This is a genomic window from Pseudomonas borbori (assembly GCF_900115555.1).
GTDB classification, from domain to species: domain Bacteria; phylum Pseudomonadota; class Gammaproteobacteria; order Pseudomonadales; family Pseudomonadaceae; genus Aquipseudomonas; species Aquipseudomonas borbori.
Genome location: NZ_FOWX01000005.1, coordinates 12,822 through 32,923, shown reverse-complemented (window position 1 = coordinate 32,923; position 20,102 = coordinate 12,822). Strand labels below are relative to the sequence as shown.

The following is a 20,102-nucleotide window of genomic DNA, read 5'->3' as shown; positions in this document are numbered from 1 at the left end:
CAGGTCGCCATGTTCCTACCCGTTCAAACACCTCCCGGTAAGCGGGGCAACGCTTCGCTACGCTTAGGCCTCGGCCTGTTGCTGCTGCAGTTGCTGTGCCTGAGCGAGGCCATGGCCGCGGAGAAAATGCGCCTGCAACTGCGCTGGCTGCACCAGTTCCAGTTCGCCGGCTACTACATGGCCCTGGAAAAAGGCTTCTATGCGCAGGCCGGGCTGGATGTGCAAATCCTCCCGGGCGGACCCGGCACGCCAAAGCCGATAGACCTCCTGCTCGAAGGCGATGTCGATTTTGCCGTTGCCAACAGCGGCCTGGTCATCGCGCGCATGCAGGGCAAACCGCTGGTGGCGCTGGCGGCGATCATGCAGAGTTCGCCAATCGTCTGGATAGTGCGCGCCGACTCGGACATCTACACGCCCCACGACCTTGCCGGCAAGCGGGTGATGCTGATGCCGGCACCGGAAAGTGCCGAACTGCTTATCACCCTCGCCCGCGAAGGTGTCGATCATGCCCACCTGGAGCTGCAACAGACCAGTTTCAACCCGCAGGATCTGCTCGACGGCAACACCGACGCCTACAACGGCTACATTTCCAACGAACCGTTCTGGCTGCAACAGCAGAAGGTGCCCTACCGATTGGTCAAACCGCGCGAATACGGGGTCAACTTCTACAGTGACGTCCTGGCCACCCGCGAAGACCTGCTGCAACAGCGTCCCGCACAGGTCGAGGCATTTATCCAGGCCAGCCTCCAGGGCTGGCAATACGCCCTGGAAAACACCGAGGAAAGTATCCAGCTGATCCATCAGCGCTACGCCCCCGACAGGAGCCTGGAACATCTGCGTTTCGAAGCCGAGCAGTTGAAGAAACTGATCATGCCGGAGTTGGTACAACTGGGGCACATGAACCCTGGGCGCTGGCAAGCCATTGCGCAAAGTTACCTGGACCTGGGTATGGCCGATGGCCCGATCGAACTGGACGGTTTCCTCTACAAGCGCCAGCTTGCAACCGACCACAGCCTGCTCTACCGGGTGCTCGCAGGCGCCTTGCTGGCCCTGCTGCTGCTGGGTGCCGTGGCCTTGCGCTTCGCCCGCCTGACCCGCAAGCTGCGCCTGGAGGTCGGGCGCCGGCGACAGGCCGAGCAGGAACTGCGCGACAGCAACCTGCAACTGGAGCGCCTGGCCAATACCGACCGCCTGACCGGGCAATGGTCGCGACTGAAGATCGAGGAACTGGCGCACAACGAAATCAAGCGGGCCGAGCGCTATGGTTTCCCCCTGGCCCTGGTGTTTCTCGATATCGACCACTTCAAGTCGATCAACGATCTATACGGTCACGACGTCGGCGACTGCGTCCTCACTGGCGTGGCGCAACGGATCAAGAGCCACCTGCGCGACTCCGACAGTCTGTGCCGCTGGGGTGGCGAGGAGTTCATCATCCTCATGCCGCACACCGACCTCGACCAGGCCTGCCTGATCGCGGAAAAACTTCGCGACCTGCTCGCCGCCGAACCGCTGACCGGCACCATCGGCGTCACCGCCAGCTTCGGCGTAACACAATGGCAGCCCGGGCAAGGCCTGGGCGAACTGGTGCACTGCGCCGACCTGACGCTCTACCGTGCCAAGAAGCTGGGGCGCAACCGGGTCGAACGCTTTTCCCCCTGCGCCATCCTGCCCCTGGTGTAACGGCCGGCCGGCTCGTCAGTTGGCGCTGCTGCGCCAGTTGGCCAGCCAGCCCAGTCCCGCCTGGGTACCCGCCTCGCCCGGCAGGTATTCGGCACCCAGCCAGCCCCGATAGCCGTTGCGCTCGAGCGCCGCCAGGGCTGGGGCAAAATCCAGCTGGCCACTTCCCGGCGCCCCGCGCCCGGGGCAATCGGCGAACTGCACATGGCCGATGCGCCCGGCCAGCAACTCGATGCCCGCCAGCAGATCCACGCCTTGACGGGCCATGTGATAGAGGTCGTACTGCGCCGCCAGGTTGGAATGTTGCACCGCACGCAACAACTCATCGAGCTGTTCTGGGGTGTTGACCAGGAAGCCCGGCATGTCCAGCGGGTTGATCGCCTCTACCAGCACGCGGATGCCCAGCAGTTGAAACGCCTCGGCAGTTTTGTACAGATTGGCGGCCAGGGTCGCCAGCGCCAGCTCGCGACCCACACCTTCGGCCAGACGCCCGGGCAGCACATTGACGCAGGCCGGGCGCACCATCGCCGCATAGGTCAGCGCCTCCCGCAGCGCGGCATCGAACTCGGCCTGGCGCGCCGGCACCGCCGCCAGCCCGGCGCCGCTGCCGAGCAAATCGCCGGCGGGCAGGTTGATCAGCACCAGCGGCATGCCCGCCGCCTCCAGCGCCTCCTTCAGGCGGATGGCCGCCAACTCATAGGGAAACTGGATTTCCACTCCATCGAAACCCGCTGCGGCGGCAGCCACAACGCGCTCGCGCAGCGGCAGCTCGGTGAACAGCAGGGACAGGTTGGCGGCGATCTTCATGCCTCACCCTCCCGGTACATCTCGACCAGGGTGGCCGGATCGCGCTGCAGATTGCCCTGGCTGCCGTGCAGGCGCATCAGCTGCGCCGCCAGGCCGCTGAGTGGCGTGGCCGAACCCAGCTCGCGGGACAGTTTGACCGCGCCGTCCAGATCCTTGAGCAGGGTGCGCACATGCCACTTGACCGGCTCGAACTGGCTGCTGGCCATTTGCGGGGCGAGGATCTGCAGCGGCTTGGAATCGGCAAAACCGCCAGCCAAGGCCGGGGCGAGCAGACCGGCATCGACCCCGGCCCGTTCCGCCAGGGCCACCACCTCGGCAATCACCAGGGCGTTGCAGGCGACGATCATCTGGTTGCACAACTTGGTCACCTGACCGGCGCCGACCTCGCCCATGCGGGTCAGACGCTGGCCCAGGTGGGCGAGAATCGGCTGCGCCCGCTCGATATCCTCCTCGCGCCCGCCGGCCATGATCGTCAGGCTGCCGGCCTCGGCGCCGGGCGTGCCACCGGACACCGGCGCATCGACCCAGCGCATGCCGCAGCGCTGCTCCAGTTCGGCGGCCATCGCCCGGGTCGCCGCCGGCTCCAGGCTGGAGAAATCCACCAGCAACTGCCCCGGCCGCGCCCCCTCGACGATACCGCCCGGGCCGAACACCACCTCGCGCACCACCTCGGTATTGGCCAGGCAGAGCATCACGATGCCGGCATCGGCGCACAACTCGGCCGGAGTCTGCGCACGCTGCGCCCCCAGTTCGAGCAACGCCAGGCACTTGTCCGGCGAACGGTTCCACACACTCAGGGGATAACCCGCGGCCAGCAGGCGGCGGGTCATCGGCAGGCCCATCAGGCCTATACCGGCGAAAGCCAGGGCGGGACGTGCTGCAGCCATGATCAGCCTCCTCTAAAAGTCGCGACCATCTTAACGTAGCCTGGCGCTGCGTCGGCAAAGCTCACCTTCACAAACCCATGAATCTCTCTATACTCCGCCGGCTTTCCCCGCTATTGAACCGGAGAACTCCCATGTTGAAGCGTCCCCTTGCGCTGGCCGCCGGCCTTGCCTTGTCTTTTTCCGCCGTATTCGCCCAAGCCGCCGATGTATTGCGCGTCTCGGCCATCCCCGATGAAGCCCCCACCGAACTGCTGCGCAAGTTCGAGCCGCTCGGCGCCTACCTCGAGCAGCAGCTGGACATGCAGGTCGAATTCGTCCCGGTATCCGACTATGCCGCGGTGGTCGAGGCCCTCGCCGCCGATCGTATCGACCTGGCCTGGCTGGGCGGCTTCACCTTCGTCCAGGCGCGCCTGAAAACCGCCAACTCTGCGCACCCCGCCATCCCGCTGGTGCAACGCGCCGAAGATGAGAAGTTCACCAGCAAGATCATCAGCGCCGACCCGACCGTGCACTCGCTGCAGGACCTGAAAGGCAAGACCTTCGCCTTCGGCTCGGTGTCTTCTACCTCCGGCAGCCTGATGCCGCGCTACTTCATGCTCCAGGACGGGATCAAACCGGAAGAGTTCTTCAGCCGCATCGCCTACTCCGGTGCACATGACGCCACCGCCGCCTGGGTTCAGGCCGGCAAGGCCGACGGCGGCGTGCTCAACGCCTCGGTGTGGGACAAGCTGGTCGCCGCCGGCAAGGTCGACACCGCCAAGGTCAAGGTGATTGCCACCACCCCAACCTACTTCGATTACAACTGGACAGTGCGCGGCACCCTCGACCCGGTTGTGCGCGACAAGATCCAGGCCGCCTTCCTCGCCCTCGACCCGGCCAACCCGGAACACAAGGCGATCCTCGACCTGCAAGCCGCCAGCCGCTTTATCGCGACCAAGGCAGAAAACTACCAGGGTATCGAGCAAGCAGCCCAGGCGGCCGGCCTGTTGCAGTGAGTGTCAGCCTCAACGGCGTGGGCCTGACCCACGCCAACGGTCAGGTGGCGCTCAGCGAGATCGATCTACAGGTAAAAATCGGCGAACGGGTGGCCATCATCGGCCCATCGGGCGCAGGCAAGACCAGCCTGCTGCGCCTGCTCGCCAGCAACCTGCAACCCAGCAGCGGACAGATCCACCTGCTCGGCCAGCAGCCCTGGCGACTCGGCGCACGCCAGCGCCAGCAGCTGCGCGCGCGCATCGGCCTGATCCATCAGGCACCGCCCCTGCCGCCGCGCCAGCGGGTGGTCACCGCGGTACTGGCCGGCAAGCTCGGCCAATGGTCGCTGGGCAAGAGCCTGCTCAACCTGCTGCACCCGCTGGATATCCCCGGCGCCCAGGCGGCCCTCGCGCGCCTGGACCTGGCGGACAAGCTGTTCGAGCGCTGCGATCAGCTCTCCGGTGGCCAGTTGCAACGGGTCGGCATCGCCCGGGTGCTCTATCAGGCGCCGGAACTGATCCTCGCCGACGAGCCGGTGTCGGCCATGGACCCGGTGCTCGCCGGGCATACCCTGAGCGTACTCAATGAGGAGGTCAGCCGCCGCGGCATGACCCTGCTGGCCAGCCTGCATGCGGTCGAGTTAGCCTTGGCGCATTTCCCGCGAATCATCGGCGTGCGCGAGGGTCGCATCGTCTTCGACCTGCCGCCCGCGGCAATCGGCGCCAACGCACTGGATGCGCTGTACGCCAACGAACAATTGCCAGCCGTGCCTGCTTCGGCAGCGCCGGCGCCAGTGAGCGTGCAGATCCCGCGATGCTGAACCCGCTACCGCGTGACCCGGCAGCCTTGCCGCGCCTGGCGCTGACCCTGCTGGCAGTGCTGCTGTTGTGGCCGGGCCTGGTGCTCAGCGAGCTGAACCTGGCGCTGCTGTTCGATGAACAGAACGCGGCCAATATGGGCCGTTTTCTCGCCGACTTCTGGCCGCTGGCGCAGGATCGCGAGTTCCTCCGGTTGCTCGGCCGCGCCACCCTGGAAACCCTGGCCATCGCCACCGCCGGCATGACCCTGGCGCTGTTGATCGCCATTCCCGGCGCCCTGCTGGCCAGCCGCGCACTGTCGCTGTCCGCGTTGTACCGTGGTGGCCGCCCGGCCTGGTGGGCACAGGCACTGCGCTGGCCGGTGCGCGGCCTGCTGATCGTCCTGCGCAGCGTGCCGGAGATCGTCTGGGCCCTGCTGTTCGTGCGCGCCGTGGGCCTCGGCCCGACGGCCGGGGTACTGGCCATCGCCATCACCTACAGCGGCATGCTCGGCAAGGTCTATGCGGAAATCTTCGAGTCGGTCGACCCGCGCCCCAGTCGTGCCCTGCTGATCGCCGGCAGCCCGCGCCTGGCCGCCTTCGCCTACGGGATACTGCCCAATGCTGGCGCGGAAATGCTCTCCTACACGGTCTATCGCTGGGAATGCGCCATCCGCGCCTCGGTGGTGATGGGTTTCGTCGGTGCCGGCGGCCTGGGCCAGCAAATCGACCTGTCAATGCGCATGTTCGCCGGCGGTGAGGTGGCCAGCATGCTGCTGACCTTCCTGTTGCTGGTGCTGCTCGCCGACCAACTCAGCCGCCTGTTGCGCGCGAGGTTGCTATGAAGACTTCCGAGGAGAGGCCCTGCGCGGACAAGCGCCCGGGCAACTATGCCCTGCTGCTGGCCTTGCTGGTGACGGTGGTGGCGTCCTTCGCTTTCCTCGGCATCGACCTTGGTGCGCTGGTCGGTGGCGACAGCCTGAGCCAGATGGGTCGCTACGCCGGAAACTTCTTCAACCCGGACTTCTCGGCGCCACATTTGCTGGCCATCGGCCAGGGTGCACTGGAAACCCTGGCCATGTCGGCCATCGGCACCCTGCTGGCGGCCCTGCTCGGCCTGCTCCTGGCCTTGCCGGCGGCCGGACGTTTTGGCTGGCTGGCCCTGAGCGGCTCACGCTTGCTCTTGAATGCCCTGCGCGCGATCCCGGAACTGGTGTGGGCGGCCTTGGTGGTGCTGGCTGCCGGCCTCGGCCCGAATGCCGGCACCCTGGCCCTGGCCCTGCACACCACCGGGGTGCTCGGCCGGCTGTTCGCCGAGGCCCTGGAGAACACCCCGAGCGAGCCGGCCGAGGCGATTCGCCTGAGCGGTGGCGGACATGTCGCGGCGTTCTGCTACGGCACCCTGCCGGCAGTCTGGCCGCAACTGATCGCCTATTCGCTGTACCGCTGGGAAAACAACATCCGCATGGCCAGCGTGCTCGGTTTTGTCGGCGCCGGGGGGTTGGGTCAGATGCTCTACGTCAGCCTCAGCCTGTTCCAGCAAGCCCAAGCGGCGACGGTGATCCTGGCGATGCTGATCCTGGTGCTGGGCGTCGACGCCTTCAGCGGCTGGGTGCGGCAGCGCTGGGTCAGTGCGTAGAGCCTCGATGCATAGGGTTCGCCAGCTCCATGCGAGTTGACGTTAGCCGCTGCTAGCAGCACCGGAATGGCAAACTAAGGGCGGAGTACGTACTGGTCGGCGCAAACGACAGGCTTACAGTCCATCTTTCTCCAAATGATCGAGGTCAATCGGATCGCCCGCATTCACCCCCAATTTGGCCTGAATATCGGCGAACATTTCGTCGTACTCCTGATGGTTACGCATGACCAAACTGGAGTTGGTCGGAAAGCCGTGCTTACGCGCAATACGGGTAGCAACGCTGGCAAAATTAAAGGCGGTATCGCGGTGCAGTTCAAATTGCTCCTCGAAGATCTTGCCTGCCAGATCGCCAACCATGCGCATGTGCAGCATCGGTCCTTCGGCTGGATCCCTGCGCACCTCGTAGTAGAGATCGACGCTGAACGCGAGTTGATCGGCTATGCCCGCGGGATTGGTGACGTGAAGATGGCCGGGCTCGAACATGATGACACCCTCTCTATGAAAGTCACTTTCGAGCATAGCTCAGCGCCGTCCGCTTGATTTAAAAGCGACTAGCGGCGTATTTGCTCAGCTTGGTGCTGGCGTCTCTGCGCGCTCTTGCACCAGCACCCAAGGCGCCACCACCACGGCCCAGAGCCTGGGGTCGCGTGCCAGCAAGTCTTGCGCACAGGCCTCATCGACCTTACTCAGCACCTCGGCTTGCAGCCAGGCCGCCACCTGGCCCTGATCGTTTTCGGCCACGGCTTGCGCCACCGCGACCAGATCTTGCTTACCCTGCACCCACAGCAATGCACCGCGGGCGAAGAAAGGTTGCAACTCTTGCCAGGTGATTGGTGCAGTTTCTCCAAGCAGCTTGGCATATAGAGTGTTGCTAGAGAGCGTGCTAGGTTGTTCAGTCATGGTTTGTCCGTTGATGTAGTCCGAGTTTTGCTCGGGCAACATGATAGCGCCGGGCAAGCGCCAGGCAAGTACGCTGGAGGCTACCGAGCGCAGGCAAGCCACGCCGTTTTTCTATACGTTTCTTGCAATTAAGCGACATCCGCGCGCTTTGCCCTCAACGGCCGGCTTTCAAGCTGCAATGCGGCGCTCTACACTGCAGCGGTAAAGTTGCCGGGGTTATGACCGGATGAAGCGATCCGGTCATGCAACTTTGGCCGCCAGAACCACACAACGAAAACCGATAGAAAACCAATAAGAGTGGAGCACTATGAACAAGGCTACTAAGCAGATTTCCAAACTGTTTGCCGCCATGGCCATGGCCGGCGTTGCCAGCTACTCGCTAGCGGCTGACACCATCAAGATCGGCATGGCAGGCCCGGTAACGGGCGCAGTCGCACAATATGGCGAGATGCAGTTCATCGGCGCCAAGATGGCCATCGAGCAGATCAACAAGGCCGGCGGGGTGAACGGCGCGATGCTCGAAGGCCTGGTCTACGACGACGCCTGCGATCCGAAACAAGCCGTGGCCGTGGCCAACAAGATCGTCAACGACGAAGTCAAGTTCGTGGTCGGTCACCTCTGTTCCAGCTCCACTCAGCCGGCCTCCGACATCTACGAAGATGAAGGCATCCTGATGATCAGCCCGGCGTCCACCAGCCCGGACATCACCGCCCGCGGTTACGAACTGGTGTTCCGCACCATCGGCCTGGACAGCCTGCAAGGCCCGACCGCCGGCAACTTCATTGCCGACCACGTCAAGCCGAAAGCCGTAGCCGTCATCCATGACAAGCAGCAGTACGGCGAAGGTATCGCCACCGCGGTCAAGCAGACCCTGGAAGGCAAAGGCATCAAGGTCGCCCTGTTCGAAGGCATCAACGCCGGCGACAAGGATTTCTCCGCGATGATCGCCAAGCTCAAGCAAGCCGGTGTGGATTTCGTCTACTACGGCGGCTACCACCCGGAACTGGGCCTGCTCCTGCGTCAGTCGGCCGAGAAAGGCCTGAGCGCCAAGTTCATGGGTCCGGAAGGCGTGGGTAACAAGGAGATCTCGGCCATCGCCGGCCCGGCTTCCGAAGGCCTGCTGGTGACCCTGCCGAAGTCGTTCGACAAGGATCCACGCAACCAGGCGCTGGTCGAGGCATTCAAAGCCAAGAACGAAGACTCCAGCGGCCCGTTCGTGTTCCCGGCCTACGCCGCCGTGCAAGTGATTGCCGAAGGCATCGAGAAAGCCGGCAGCACCGACACGGCCGAAGTGGCCGCAGCCCTGCGCGCCAACAGCTTCGACACTCCGACCGGCGTTCTCAGCTTCGACGAAAAAGGCGATCTGAAGGACTTCAGCTTCGTGGTCTACGAATGGCACCAGGACGGCAGCAAGACCGAAGCGCCGCTTAACTGATAAGCGGCTTCCCGCCCGAACCCAAAGCCCACTGCAGCCGCAGTGGGTTTTGTTTATTAGAAGAATTCCGGTCTCACGTTGCGCCACAAGCGCCGCCGTGCGTGACGACCCAGGAGTTAGGCAATGCCTGATCTTTATCACTACCTGCAACAGCTGGTTAACGGCCTGACCGTTGGCAGCACCTATGCCCTGATCGCCATCGGCTACACCATGGTTTACGGCATCATCGGCATGATCAACTTCGCCCATGGCGAGGTTTACATGATTGGCTCGTATGTAGTCTTCATCGTGATCGCCGGCCTGGCCATGTTCGGCCTGGACAGCTTGCCGCTGATGATGATCGCCGGCTTCGCCGCCAGCATCATAGTCGCCAGCGCCTATGGTTACAGCATCGAACGGGTCGCCTACCGCCCCCTGCGCGGCGGCAACCGCCTGATCCCGCTGATCTCGGCGATCGGCATGTCGATCTTCCTGCAAAACCTGGTACTGCTGTCCCAGGACTCCAAGGACAAAGCTATCCCCAACCCGCTACCGGGCAACTTCGTGTTCGGTGAAAGCGCCATGAATGGCGTGGTCATTTCCTACATGCAGGTGCTGATCTTCGTCGTCACCTTCCTGGCGATGGTCGGCCTGACCCTGTTCATCTCCCGCTCGCGTTTGGGCCGGGCCTGCCGGGCCTGCGCCGAAGACCTGAAGATGGCCAACCTGCTGGGCATCAACACCAACAACATCATCAGCCTGACCTTCGTCATCGGCGCCGCCCTGGCGGCCGTGGCCGCGGTTCTGCTGGGCATGCAGTACGGCGTGATCAATCCGCACCTGGGCTTCCTCGCCGGGATCAAGGCCTTCACTGCGGCGGTACTCGGCGGCATCGGCAGCATCCCCGGCGCGGTATTGGGCGGCCTGGTGCTCGGCGTAGCCGAAGCCTTCGGCGCCGACATCTTTGGCGATCAGTACAAGGACGTGGTGGCATTCAGCCTGCTGGTGCTGGTACTGCTGTTCCGCCCGACCGGCATCCTGGGTCGTCCGGAGGTTGAGAAAGTATGAGTACCTCGATCAAGAACAACTTCAAGACCGCCATCTTCAGCGCCTTGCTGGTGCTGGCCGTGGCCTATCCGGTAATGGGCCTGAAACTCTCCACCATCGGCATCAAGCTACAAGTCGAGGGCGCCAGCCCGGCCGTGCTCTGGACCATACTCGGCAGCTCGATCGCCATGTTCTTCTGGCAATTGTTCCGCAGCCAGCTGAGTGCCGCCTGGAGCCATGCGCCCAAGCTGCCGAGCGTACCGAGTCGTGCCAGCGACTTCCTCACCCAGCCCTCGACCCAGCGCTGGGTGATCCTCGGCCTGATCATGGTGGCGCTAGCCTGGCCGTTCTTCGGTTCGCGCGGCGCGGTGGACATCGCCACCCTGATCCTGATCTACGTGATGCTCGGCCTCGGCCTAAACATCGTGGTGGGTCTGGCCGGCCTGCTCGACCTCGGTTACGTGGCCTTCTACGCCGTCGGCGCCTACAGCTATGCGCTGCTGTCGTTCTACTTCGGCCTGAGCTTCTGGATCTGCCTGCCGATCGCCGGCCTGATGGCGGCGTTCTTCGGCTTTATCCTGGGCTTCCCGGTGCTGCGCCTGCGCGGCGACTACCTGGCCATCGTCACCCTGGGTTTCGGCGAGATCATCCGCATCCTGCTGAACAACATGACCTGGCTGACCGGCGGCCCCAACGGCATCGGCTCGATCCCCAAGCCGACCCTGTTCGGCCTGTCGTTCGACCGCAAGGCCGCCGAGGGCATGCAGACCTTCCACGAGTATTTCGGCATCGCTTACGCCTCGATCAACAAGGTGATCTTCCTCTACCTGATCGCCCTGGTGCTGGTGCTACTGACCCTGTTCGTGATCAACCGCCTGTTGCGCATGCCGATCGGCCGCGCCTGGGAAGCCCTGCGCGAGGACGAGATCGTCTGCCGCGCGCTGGGCATGAACCCTACCGTGATCAAGCTCTCGGCCTTCACCCTGGGCGCCACCTTCGCCGGTTTCGCCGGCAGCTTCTTCGCCGCGCGCCAGGGCCTGGTCAGCCCGCAGTCCTTCACCTTCATCGAGTCGGCGATCATCCTCGCCATCGTCGTGCTGGGCGGCATGGGTTCGCAGCTGGGGATCATCCTCGCGGCTATCGTGATGATCCTGTTGCCGGAGCTGGCACGGGAATTCAACGAGTACCGCATGCTGATGTTCGGCGCCCTGATGGTGCTGATGATGATCTGGCGTCCGCAGGGCCTGTTGCCCATGCAGCGCCCCCACCTGGAGCTGAAACAATGAGCCGGCCTATTCTGGAGGTAAGCGGCCTGTCCATGCGCTTCGGCGGTCTGCTGGCCGTCAACGGAGTGGGCCTGGCCGTCAATGAAAAACAGGTTGTGTCGATGATCGGCCCGAACGGCGCCGGCAAGACCACGGTGTTCAACTGCCTGACCGGCTTCTACCAGCCGACCAGCGGCAATATCCGTCTCGATGGCGAGCAAATCGAAGGCCTGCCGGGCCACAAGATCGCCCGCAAGGGCGTGGTGCGGACCTTCCAGAACGTGCGTCTGTTCAAGGAAATGACCGTGGTGGAAAACCTGCTGGTAGCCCAGCACCGCCACCTCAACACCAACTTCCTCGCCGGCCTGTTGAAGACCCCGGCGTTTCGCCAGAGCGAACGCGAGGCCATGGAGTTTGCCGCACACTGGCTGGAGCAGGTCAACCTGAGCGACTTCGCCAACCGCACGGCCGGCACCCTCGCCTATGGCCAGCAACGCCGCCTGGAGATCGCCCGCTGCATGATGACGCGCCCGCGCATCCTCATGCTCGACGAACCGGCCGCCGGCCTCAACCCGCGGGAAACCGACGACCTCAAGGCCCTGATCCGCATGCTGCGCGATGAACATAACGTCACCGTTCTGTTGATCGAACACGACATGAAACTGGTCATGAGCATTTCCGACCATATTTACGTGATCAACCAGGGCACCCCCCTGGCCGACGGCACGCCGGAGCAGATCCGCGCCAACCCGGACGTGATCAAAGCCTACCTGGGGGAAGCTTGATGCTGTATTTCGACAAGGTTTCCACCTTCTACGGCAAGATCCAGGCTCTCCACGACGTCAGCGTCGAGGTCCGTCAGGGTGAGATCGTCACCCTGATCGGGGCCAACGGCGCCGGCAAATCGACCCTACTGATGACCCTGTGCGGCTCGCCGCAGGCGAGCAGTGGCAGCATCCGCTATCAGGGCGAAGAACTGGTCGGCCAGGAGACGCCGGACATCATGCGCAAGAGCATCGCCGTGGTCCCGGAAGGCCGCCGGGTGTTCTCCCGCCTGACCGTGGAAGAGAATCTGGTGATGGGCGGTTTCTTCACCGCCAAGGCCGAGTTCAAGGAACAGCTGGACAAGGTCCTGCAGCTGTTTCCGCGTCTGCAGGAACGCCTGACCCAGCGTGCCGGCACCATGTCCGGCGGCGAGCAGCAGATGCTCGCCATCGGTCGCGCACTGATGAGCAAGCCCAAGCTGTTGCTGCTCGACGAACCCTCGCTGGGGCTGGCGCCGATCATCATCCAGCAGATTTTCAGCATCATCGAACAGCTGCGCGCGGACGGCGTGACCGTGTTCTTGGTCGAGCAGAACGCCAACCAGGCGCTCAAGCTGGCTGACCGCGGCTATGTGCTGGAGAACGGCCGGATCGTCATGCAGGGCAGCGGGCATGATTTGCTCAACGATCCGAAGGTACGCGACGCCTACCTGGGCGGTTAACACTACCCGCCTTATTGAAACCGCTCCTCGGAGCGGTTTTTTTATCTTCACCGCTCGCCTGATGTTCCGTGCACGGGAGCCCTGGCCAGTTACAATGGTCGCCCTTTTTCGCCGATGACCACTTCCATGACCGAGCCGATACGCCTGTCCAAACGCCTGATCGAGATGACCGGCTGCTCGCGCCGCGAGGCCGAGCTGTATATCGAGGGCGGTTGGGTGACAGTCGACGGCGAGGTCGTCGAAGCGCCGCAGTTCAAGGTGCTGGATCAGCGCGTCGAGCTGCACCCCGATGCCGTGCTGGCCCCGGTCGAGCCAGTCACCCTGCTGCTGCATGTGCCCTCGGGGCACTTTCCCGACCGCGCAGCGGAGTCGATTGGCCCGGCCAGCCAGTGGCCGGACGACAACTCCGGCATCCGTCCGCTGAAAAGCCACTTCGCCCGCCTGGTCACCTGCCTGCCGCTGCAGGCCGGCGCCGATGGCCTGCACGTGCTGACCCAGGACTGGCGTATCGAGCGCAAGCTCAAGGAAGATCAGGCCAAGCTGGAGCAGGAATACGTGGTCGAGGTGATCGGCACGCTCAGTAACAGCCAGCTGAAACGCCTCAACCATGGCCTGGTGTTCAACGGCGTCGCCCTGGCGCCGTGCAAGGTCAGCTGGCAGAACGAAACCCGCCTGCGCTTCGCCTTGAAGAACCCCTTGCCCGGGCAGATCGTGTTCATGTGTAACAGCGTCGACCTCAAGGTACTGGGCATGAAGCGCATCCGCATCGGCGGCGTGCCCATGGCCAAGGTTCAGCCCGGCCAATGGCGCTATCTCGCCGGCAAAGAGCGCTTCTAACTTTTTCCAAGCTGCCGCCTCTCAGGTGCCAGCCCTTTTCAGGACAGCCCCATGCTCAATAACGATGTACTGCGCAGCCTGCGCTACACGCTCGACGTCAACGATGCGCAGCTGGCCGAGATCATTCGACTCAGCGGTAAGGAGATCGAACTGGAAACACTCGAAGCCCTGCTGAAGAAGGAGGATGAGGATGGCTTCGTCGCCTGCGACGACGAGCTGATGGCGCATTTTCTCGATGGCCTGGTGTACTTCAAACGCGGCAAGGACGACAGCCGTCCGGCCCAGCCGTTCGAGCTGCCGGTGACCAACAACATGGTGCTGAAAAAGCTGCGGGTCGCCTTCGAGCTGAAAGAAGACGACATGCACGCGATCATGCACAGCGTCGACTGCCCGGTGTCCAAGCCGGAGATGAGCGCGCTGTTCCGCAAGTTCGGCCACAGCAACTACCGCACCTGCGGCGATCAGTTCCTGCGCAACTTCCTCAAGGGCCTGACCCTGCGGGTGCGCGGCTGATCAGCGGCGCGACTGAACTGCGCGAATGCCGGGCGCATGGCGGCGTATTTCCAAGCGCAATAATGACTGCCAGGCGGCAATCGGGCGATTAGGGTAGTGGCACTCATCCGTTAAAAGGATTCGCCATGCACCCTTATTTCTCCCTGCAGGGCCGCACCGCCCTGGTCACCGGTGGCACCCGCGGCATCGGCAAGATGATCGCCAAGGCCTTTCTTGAAGCCGGCGCCACTGTCTACGTCTGCGCCCGCGACGGCGAGGCCTGCGCGCAGACCGCCGCCGAACTCTCGGCCTTCGGCACCTGCCACGGCATGGCCGCCAATTTGGCCAGCGAAGAAGGCGTGCAGACGCTGGCCGCACAACTGGCGGAAAAAATCGACTGCCTGGATATTCTGGTCAACAACGCCGGCACCACCTGGGGCGCACCGCTGGAAAGCTACCCGGCCAAGGGCTGGGAAAAGGTCATGCAGCTCAACGTGACCTCGGTGTTCACCTGCATCCAGCAGTTGCTGCCGCTGCTGCGCAAGGCCGGCAATGCGGCGAGCCCGGCACGAGTGATCAATATCGGCTCGGTCGCCGGCATCACCTCCCATGGCGAAGACGCATACGCCTACGGCCCGAGCAAGGCTGCCCTGCATCAGCTGTCGCGCATGCTCGCCCGCGAACTGGTCGGCCAGCACATCAACGTCAACGTAATCGCCCCTGGTCGCTTCCCGAGCAAGATGACCCAGTTCATCGCCCAGGATGAGGCGGCCATGGCCGAAGACTGCGCGCTGATCCCGATGCAGCGCTGGGGCCGCGAGGACGAAATGGCCGCCCTGGCGATCAGCCTGGCGAGTACCGCCGGGGCCTTTATGACTGGCACCATCATCCCCATCGACGGTGGTTTCCACCTCTGAACCCGCGCGGCCGTTGGTCTGGCGCGCGGCTCGCTGACCTATGGCTCTGCTAGCTTTACTGGTTGGGGGTAACCGCACCTGAAGCCGCTGCTGCGGCAAGGAGCTAAAGCCATGGGCATGGCTGACTGGCGCATGCAGGGCGCCGAATTTGCCACCTGCAACTGTAACTGGGGCTGTCCCTGTCAGTTCAGCGCCCTCCCCAGTAACGGTCACTGCGAAGCCGTGGTGTCTATGCGGATAGACCAGGGCCACTACAACGAGGTCAAGCTGGACGGCCTGTGCTGGGTCGGCACCTTTGCCTGGCCCGGCGCCATCCACGAGGGCAACGGTCGCTGCCAGGTTTTCATCGAAGACAGGGCCACCCCAGAGCAGCGCGAAGCACTGCTGCACATTCTCTCCGGAGAGGACACCGAACCCGGCAGCACTGTTTTTTCGGTATTCGCCGGAACCATCAGCGAGATGCTTGAGCCGCAATTCGTGCCCATCGCGTTCAGCGTGGACGTGGACAAGCGCGAGGCCCACACGCAGATTGCTGGCGTACTCGAGGTCAGTGGCGAACCGATTCGTAACCCGGTAACCGGCGAACCTCAGGAGGCGCGGCTGATTCTACCCAAGGGCTTCGAGTTCACCGAAGCGCAAATGGCCAGTGGCACTTACCAGACTCAGGGCGCGATCAAGATCGCCTCCAAGAATAGCCACGGGCATTTCGCCCGATTGCATTTCACCGGGCAAGGGGTGGTGCGCTGAAGGTGCCGAGCTTTCCCGAGGAGTTCGCCGGCCAGCAGCAACGCTTGCCCCACTGGCCGCTGGGCAAGGAACAATGGCTGACGCTGCTTAGTCTGCTGGCATTGATCGGCATCGCGTGGCTGTTGTTGCTGCGCATGGCCGCAAGTATGAGCGCGCCCGGCGGCATGGCCGATGCGGCGATGGCCGGCATGCTCATGCCCTGGAGCCTGACCGATGCGCTGCTGATGTTCGCCATGTGGACGGTGATGATGGTCGGCATGATGCTGCCCAGCGCCCTGCCCATGCTGCTGATCTACCAGCAGATGCTGCGCAAGCGCATGCCGGCCCCGCAGCGGCATCTGGCGTTGCTGCTGTTCTGCAGCGCCTACGGCCTGGTCTGGACCGGCTTCTCCCTGGGCGCCACGGCGCTGCAGTGGGCGCTCGAGCAGCTCGCCCTGCTCAGTCCGGGGATGCGCAGCAGCAGTACCGCGCTGGGCGCCGGCCTGCTGCTGGTCGCGGGCGTCTATCAGTGGCTGCCGAGCAAGGCGGTGTGCCTCGAGCATTGTCGCGGGCCGCTGCATTTTCTGCTCGGCTACTGGCGCCCCGGGGTCCTCGGCGGCTGGCGTATGGGCCTGGCCCATGGCGCCTACTGCCTGGGCTGCTGCTGGGCCCTGATGGGCCTGCTGTTCGTGGTCGGGGTGATGAACCTGCTCTGGGTGGCCGTGATCGGCGCATTCGTCCTGCTGGAGAAAACCCTGCCGCAGGGACTCTGGCTCGGCCGCGTCTGCGGTTTGCTGCTACTCGGCTGGGGCCTGTGGCTGCTGTTGGGCTAGTGTAGGGCGCGCACACGTCTGGCAACCGGATGCCTGGTGCGCACGGCGCACCCTACGCGCCGGTGTCAGCGAAACAGTAATTCCGAGACCGCACCAGGACTGCTTAAGTGCGCCGCGCAATGCAGGTAAGATGAGTTCCCGCCGCCGACGACCGCTCCCATGTCCTATTCCGTCTCACCCATCGGCTTCGTCCGCTCCTGCTTCAAGGAGAAGTTCGCTATTCCCCGTCAGCCACAGTTGGCACCGGCTGCCCGCGGCGTGCTGGAACTAATCGCCCCCTTCGATACCGGAGAGGCGGTGCAGGGCCTGGAGCAGGTCAGCCACGTCTGGCTGCTGTTTGTGTTTCACCAGGCACTGCAAGACCAGCCACGCCTGAAGGTGCGCCCACCGCGTCTGGGCGGGAATAAATCGCTGGGGGTCTTCGCCAGCCGCGCCACTCACCGCCCCAACGGCATCGGTCAATCGGTGGTCACGCTGGACAGGGTCGAGCCGGGCAGACTCTGGCTGTCGGGGATCGACTTGCTCGACGGCACCCCGGTGCTGGATATCAAGCCCTATGTGCCCTATGCCGACAGCGTCGCAGGCGCCTGTAACCGCATCGCCGAGGCCGCCCCGCCGTTGATCGAGGTGCAGTGGCTGGACGCGGCCCTCGGCCAGGCGCGCAGCCACGGCCTGCGCCTGGACCAGCCGCTGACCGAGTTGATCGAGCAATGCCTGGCCCAGGATCCGCGCCCGGCCTATCAGATACCGCCACCCGAGCGGCGCTACGGCGCGCGCTTGTGGGATGTCGATGTGCGCTGGCACTACCCCGAAGCGGGCAGGATCTGCGTGCTGGAAGTGGTGATGACCTGTTGAGCCAGGGGCAAATCTCCAGCCTGCACCAAGCCACTACACATTTTGATTGAAGTATTGCTTCCGCAGCGTCTGGGCTGCGGCTAGAGTTGACTCGTGGGCAGCACATTTCGGTACATCGTCACGCTCTCGCCACAGTCTTCTGCAGATCATGGCTGATCCCGAGAATCCATAATCTACCTTATGAAAAAACAACCTTACGTGCCATCAGGCAACCTGGTCGACCTTCTGCTCGATGCCATCTGCGTGGTCGACAAGGAAGGACGCTTCGTTTTTGTCAGTGCGGCCTGTGAGCGGATCTTCGGTTATACGGCCGAGGAGATGGTCGGCAGGCCCATGATCGAGCTGGTATTGCCGGAAGATCGCGCCAGAACCCTGCAGGCGGCCAACGAGATCATGGCGGGGACCAGCAAACCCAGCTTTGAAAATCGCTATGTGCGCAAGGATGGGCAGCTCGTTCACATCATGTGGTCGGCGCGCTGGTCGGAGGACGATCAACTGCGGATTGCCGTGGCCCATGACATCAGCGAACGCAAACGCAGCGAGACCATGCAAACGGCGCTCTATGCCATTTCCGAGGCGGCGCACCTGGCCAAGGATCTGCCCGGTCTGTTCGAGAAAGTACACTCGATCGTCGGCGAACTGTTGCCGGCCATCAACTTCTCGGTGGCCCTTTACGACGAGCAGAACGATCAGCTGAGCTTTCCCTACCACATCGATGAGCGCCATCAGGCACCGGCTCCGCACAAGCGCGATGCACCCACCCTCAGCGCCGAAATCATCCGCACCGGGCAGACCTTGCTGCGTTCGCCAGAAACCCTGACGGCACTGCCCGAGCATGTGCAGGCGATCGACTGCGCCTCACTGTACTGGCTGGGCGTACCACTCACCTCGCACAACGGCACCATTGGCGCCTTGGTAGTCCAGAGCTATACCCACGGTGCACGTTACACCGACAAGGACAAAGAACTGCTGCAGTTCGTCTCGACCCAGGTGGCGGCAGCCATCGAGCGCCAGCAGATGCTCAGTCGTTTGCAGTTCATGGCCCAATACGACCAACTGACCCAGCTGCCTAACCGCGCACTGCTGCACGACCGTTTGCACACCGCACTGACCAGGGCACGCCGGGAGCAAACGCAACTGTCCCTGCTGTTTCTCGATCTGGACAAGTTCAAACAGGTCAACGATACCTTCGGCCATACCATTGGCGACCTGCTACTGCAGATGGTTGCCCATCGCCTCAGACAATGCGTTCGCGAATCGGACACGGTCGCACGCCTGGGCGGCGACGAATTCGTGGTACTGCTCGAAGACTTCCACTCGCCGGATCACGTCTTGCTGGTCGCCGAGAAGATCCGCGTGACGCTCAACCAACCCTTCGAGCTGAATGATCAGGCGCATGTGGTTCTGCCGAGTATCGGCGTGGCGTTCTATCCGCAGCATGGTAATGATGCGCAACAGTTGCTCAATCATGCCGACTACGCGATGTATATTGCGAAGAGAAGCGGCGGCAACCGCTTCCAGATCACGCGAGAGCCGCCCCGGGCTGAGCCTGCGCAATGATCGATCCCGGCGTGACTGGATTCAGGCGCCGAGCAGAGTTCCCAGCAAGAAAAAATGCCGTTCACCCGAGCAAGTGAACGGCATTGCGTCTGCAGCGAGCCGCTGTATCACAACCTTGAGCCTACTTCTCGACGAAGGCGCGCTCGATCAGGTAATCGCCCGGTTCGCCCATGCGCGGGGAGATCTTCAAGCCGAAGCTGTCGAGCACGGCGGCGGTCTCGTCGAGCATGCTCGGGCTGCCGCAGATCATCGCGCGGTCGTCCTGGGGATTGATCGGCGGCAGGCCGATGTCGCGGAACAGTTTGCCGCTGCGCATCAGGTCGGTCAGGCGCCCCTGGTTCTCGAACTCTTCGCGGGTCACGGTCGGGTAGTAGATCAGCTTGTCCCGCAAGGCATCGCCGAAGTATTCGTTCTGCGGCAGGTGCTCGGTGATGAACTCGCGATAGGCCACCTCGTTGACGTAACGCACGCCATGCACCAGCACGATTTTTTCATAGCGCTCGTAGGTTTCCGGGTCCTGGATCACGCTCATGAAAGGCGCCAGGCCAGTGCCGGTACTGAGCAGGTACAGGTGCTTGCCGGGCAACAGGTCGTCGAGCACCAGGGTGCCGGTGGGCTTGCGGCTGACCACCAGTTCATCGCCGGGCTTGAGATGCTGCAACTGCGAAGTCAGTGGGCCGTCCTGAACCTTGATGCTGAAGAACTCCAGGTGTTCTTCGTAGTTAGGGCTGGCGATGGAATAGGCGCGCATCAGCGGCCGGCCGTTGTCCTGCTGCAGGCCGATCATCACGAACTGGCCATTCTCGAAGCGCAAGCCCGGATCGCGGGTAGTCTTGAAGCTGAATAGGGTGTCGTTCCAGTGATGAACACTGAGTACACGCTCGACGTTCAGGTTGCTCATGCTTGTTCCTCAAGAATCACAGGCTATTGCAGTTGCAGCGGATTCTAGACGCGGCCAGAATATCTGTTAAGCGGATAATTACGATATA

At 63.4% G+C, this 20,102-nt stretch carries 22 protein-coding genes; 17 read left to right on the top strand and 5 right to left on the bottom strand.

The window, feature by feature from the left end:
* The first annotated feature begins 9 nt into the window (after window positions 1–9).
* A complete protein-coding gene (locus BM315_RS04930; RefSeq protein WP_090498419.1) occupies window positions 10–1,680 on the top strand; it encodes a GGDEF domain-containing protein in 1,671 nt (556 codons plus the stop codon).
* Between the two features lie 15 nt (window positions 1,681–1,695).
* Here the strand turns inward: BM315_RS04930 and BM315_RS04925 are convergent, their stop codons facing one another.
* Both BM315_RS04925 and BM315_RS04920 read right to left on the bottom strand, forming a co-directional pair.
* The gene (locus BM315_RS04925) at window positions 1,696–2,484 is read right to left on the bottom strand and encodes a hydroxypyruvate isomerase family protein (protein WP_090498418.1); all 789 of its coding nucleotides are present in this window, start codon (window positions 2,482–2,484) and stop codon (window positions 1,696–1,698) included.
* Complete coding sequence (locus tag BM315_RS04920; RefSeq protein WP_090498416.1) at window positions 2,481–3,371, bottom strand: NAD(P)-dependent oxidoreductase; 891 nt, start codon at window positions 3,369–3,371, stop codon at window positions 2,481–2,483. The genes BM315_RS04925 and BM315_RS04920 overlap by 4 nt, the downstream gene beginning before the upstream one ends.
* A gap of 131 nt (window positions 3,372–3,502) precedes the next feature.
* On the opposite strand from BM315_RS04920, the gene BM315_RS04915 reads away from it, so the two are divergent.
* Genes BM315_RS04915 through phnE form a run of 4 tightly spaced genes read left to right on the top strand, consistent with a single transcriptional unit; the run spans window position 3,503 to window position 6,781 of the window.
* Window positions 3,503–4,366, top strand: a complete 864-nt coding sequence (locus BM315_RS04915; protein ID WP_090498414.1) for a putative selenate ABC transporter substrate-binding protein — start codon at window positions 3,503–3,505, stop codon at window positions 4,364–4,366.
* The gene (locus tag BM315_RS04910) at window positions 4,363–5,166 is read left to right on the top strand and encodes a phosphonate ABC transporter ATP-binding protein (protein WP_090498412.1); all 804 of its coding nucleotides are present in this window, start codon (window positions 4,363–4,365) and stop codon (window positions 5,164–5,166) included. The genes BM315_RS04915 and BM315_RS04910 overlap by 4 nt, the downstream gene beginning before the upstream one ends.
* Window positions 5,160–5,987, top strand: a complete 828-nt coding sequence (locus tag BM315_RS04905) for a PhnE/PtxC family ABC transporter permease (protein WP_090498410.1) — start codon at window positions 5,160–5,162, stop codon at window positions 5,985–5,987. Before BM315_RS04910 ends, BM315_RS04905 begins: the two co-directional genes overlap by 7 nt.
* Window positions 5,984–6,781 carry a phosphonate ABC transporter, permease protein PhnE gene (phnE, locus tag BM315_RS04900; protein WP_090498408.1) on the top strand — a complete coding sequence of 266 codons (798 nt, stop codon included), beginning with the start codon at window positions 5,984–5,986 and terminating at the stop codon, window positions 6,779–6,781. The genes BM315_RS04905 and phnE overlap by 4 nt, the downstream gene beginning before the upstream one ends.
* A 114-nt stretch (window positions 6,782–6,895) precedes the next feature.
* On the opposite strand, the gene BM315_RS04895 is transcribed toward phnE, so the two are convergent.
* Both BM315_RS04895 and BM315_RS04890 read right to left on the bottom strand, forming a co-directional pair.
* Window positions 6,896–7,264: a DUF5064 family protein gene (locus BM315_RS04895; RefSeq protein WP_090498407.1), complete on the bottom strand. Its 369-nt coding sequence runs from the start codon at window positions 7,262–7,264 to the stop codon at window positions 6,896–6,898.
* A gap of 84 nt (window positions 7,265–7,348) precedes the next feature.
* Window positions 7,349–7,681: a DUF2288 domain-containing protein gene (locus BM315_RS04890; RefSeq protein WP_090498743.1), complete on the bottom strand. Its 333-nt coding sequence runs from the start codon at window positions 7,679–7,681 to the stop codon at window positions 7,349–7,351.
* Between the two features lie 307 nt (window positions 7,682–7,988).
* On the opposite strand from BM315_RS04890, the gene BM315_RS04885 reads away from it, so the two are divergent.
* The 12 genes from BM315_RS04885 to BM315_RS04830 all read left to right on the top strand — a co-directional run bounded on the left by BM315_RS04885 (window position 7,989) and on the right by BM315_RS04830 (window position 19,113).
* Window positions 7,989–9,116, top strand: coding sequence for a branched-chain amino acid ABC transporter substrate-binding protein (locus BM315_RS04885; RefSeq protein ID WP_090498405.1), 1,128 nt, complete (start codon window positions 7,989–7,991; stop codon window positions 9,114–9,116).
* Between the two features lie 123 nt (window positions 9,117–9,239).
* Entirely contained in the window at window positions 9,240–10,163 is a 924-nt protein-coding gene (gene livH / locus BM315_RS04880) for a high-affinity branched-chain amino acid ABC transporter permease LivH (protein ID WP_090498403.1), read from the top strand.
* Window positions 10,160–11,428 (top strand): high-affinity branched-chain amino acid ABC transporter permease LivM, encoded by a 1,269-nt coding sequence (locus tag BM315_RS04875; protein ID WP_170862163.1) that lies wholly within the window; start codon window positions 10,160–10,162, stop codon window positions 11,426–11,428. The genes livH and BM315_RS04875 overlap by 4 nt, the downstream gene beginning before the upstream one ends.
* Window positions 11,425–12,192, top strand: a complete 768-nt coding sequence (gene livG, locus BM315_RS04870) for a high-affinity branched-chain amino acid ABC transporter ATP-binding protein LivG (protein ID WP_090498401.1) — start codon at window positions 11,425–11,427, stop codon at window positions 12,190–12,192. The genes BM315_RS04875 and livG overlap by 4 nt, the downstream gene beginning before the upstream one ends.
* Entirely contained in the window at window positions 12,192–12,893 is a 702-nt protein-coding gene (locus tag BM315_RS04865) for an ABC transporter ATP-binding protein (protein WP_090498399.1), read from the top strand. The genes livG and BM315_RS04865 overlap by 1 nt, the downstream gene beginning before the upstream one ends.
* Before the next feature lie 126 nt (window positions 12,894–13,019).
* Window positions 13,020–13,730, top strand: coding sequence for an rRNA pseudouridine synthase (locus BM315_RS04860; RefSeq protein ID WP_090498398.1), 711 nt, complete (start codon window positions 13,020–13,022; stop codon window positions 13,728–13,730).
* Window positions 13,731–13,781: 51 nt separating this feature from the next.
* Entirely contained in the window at window positions 13,782–14,243 is a 462-nt protein-coding gene (locus BM315_RS04855; protein ID WP_090498396.1) for a YehS family protein, read from the top strand.
* 125 nt (window positions 14,244–14,368) lie between these two features.
* Window positions 14,369–15,139 carry an SDR family oxidoreductase gene (locus BM315_RS04850; RefSeq protein ID WP_090498394.1) on the top strand — a complete coding sequence of 257 codons (771 nt, stop codon included), beginning with the start codon at window positions 14,369–14,371 and terminating at the stop codon, window positions 15,137–15,139.
* A gap of 111 nt (window positions 15,140–15,250) precedes the next feature.
* Window positions 15,251–15,886 (top strand): DUF1326 domain-containing protein, encoded by a 636-nt coding sequence (locus BM315_RS04845; protein ID WP_090498392.1) that lies wholly within the window; start codon window positions 15,251–15,253, stop codon window positions 15,884–15,886.
* Window positions 15,887–15,888: 2 nt separating this feature from the next.
* On the top strand, window positions 15,889–16,698 hold the full coding sequence (locus BM315_RS04840; RefSeq protein WP_244527250.1) for a DUF2182 domain-containing protein: 810 nt from the start codon (window positions 15,889–15,891) through the stop codon (window positions 16,696–16,698).
* Between the two features lie 159 nt (window positions 16,699–16,857).
* Window positions 16,858–17,553: a tRNA (N6-threonylcarbamoyladenosine(37)-N6)-methyltransferase TrmO gene (tsaA, locus tag BM315_RS04835; RefSeq protein ID WP_090498390.1), complete on the top strand. Its 696-nt coding sequence runs from the start codon at window positions 16,858–16,860 to the stop codon at window positions 17,551–17,553.
* 180 nt (window positions 17,554–17,733) lie between these two features.
* A complete protein-coding gene (locus BM315_RS04830) occupies window positions 17,734–19,113 on the top strand; it encodes a sensor domain-containing protein (RefSeq protein WP_090498388.1) in 1,380 nt (459 codons plus the stop codon).
* Window positions 19,114–19,234: 121 nt separating this feature from the next.
* Here BM315_RS04830 and fpr read toward each other — a convergent pair whose 3' ends face one another.
* The gene (gene fpr, locus BM315_RS04825; protein ID WP_090498386.1) at window positions 19,235–20,014 is read right to left on the bottom strand and encodes a ferredoxin-NADP reductase; all 780 of its coding nucleotides are present in this window, start codon (window positions 20,012–20,014) and stop codon (window positions 19,235–19,237) included.
* Window positions 20,015–20,102: the final 88 nt, after the last annotated feature.